The organism is Bacteroides sp. AF32-8BH (genome assembly GCF_003435205.1).
Classification (GTDB): Bacteria; Bacteroidota; Bacteroidia; order Bacteroidales; family Bacteroidaceae; genus Bacteroides; species Bacteroides ovatus.
Map to the genome: position 1 here is coordinate 1 of NZ_QVLZ01000122.1, position 551 is coordinate 551.

Here is a 551-nt window from a genome sequence, read left to right on the forward strand (position 1 = left end):
ATGTTGATAACAAGCACCTATTCCACCTAACGGTGGCAAGCTGCAACCCATTACCGATAATGACTAAAGTTATAGATATGAAACACCTACAAATGATAACAATGATGTGTGTGATTTGTGTAACTGCAAGTTGTACAACGCAAAAGATTGCATATAGAGAACGGTTTGAAGACGCAAAAGGATATGCCCTTTATGCTTGTATCGCACACATGAACAAGTTTGTTGATAGTACATCATTTATCAACAAAGATTATTCCGGCGAATATTTTGTTCAATTAAGCAGTTTATCGCTGGAAGAAATAATCAGAATTAAGGAATATGTGAACAAAGAATGTATGAATTATTGGAGCATATCACAAAATCCGGAAGGTAATATGATTGCATATTCATCATGGAAATTCTATAACTCCAAAGACTTGGATAACTTTATTCATAAGACATTAAGGAAAAATATCGGTAACTACGAAAGATAGCATCTGACGATGCCCCTTTCTAACCATTATCAACAAATTAATAAATTACAATTATGGACTTTATAAACAAACTTTTAG

General features: G+C 33.0%; 1 protein-coding gene. It reads left to right on the plus strand.

What is annotated here, in order from left to right:
- Positions 1–473 (plus strand): hypothetical protein (locus tag DWZ47_RS30305; protein ID WP_233525147.1); only part of this gene is annotated, 473 nt, incomplete at its 5' end.
- Positions 474–551: the final 78 nt, after the last annotated feature.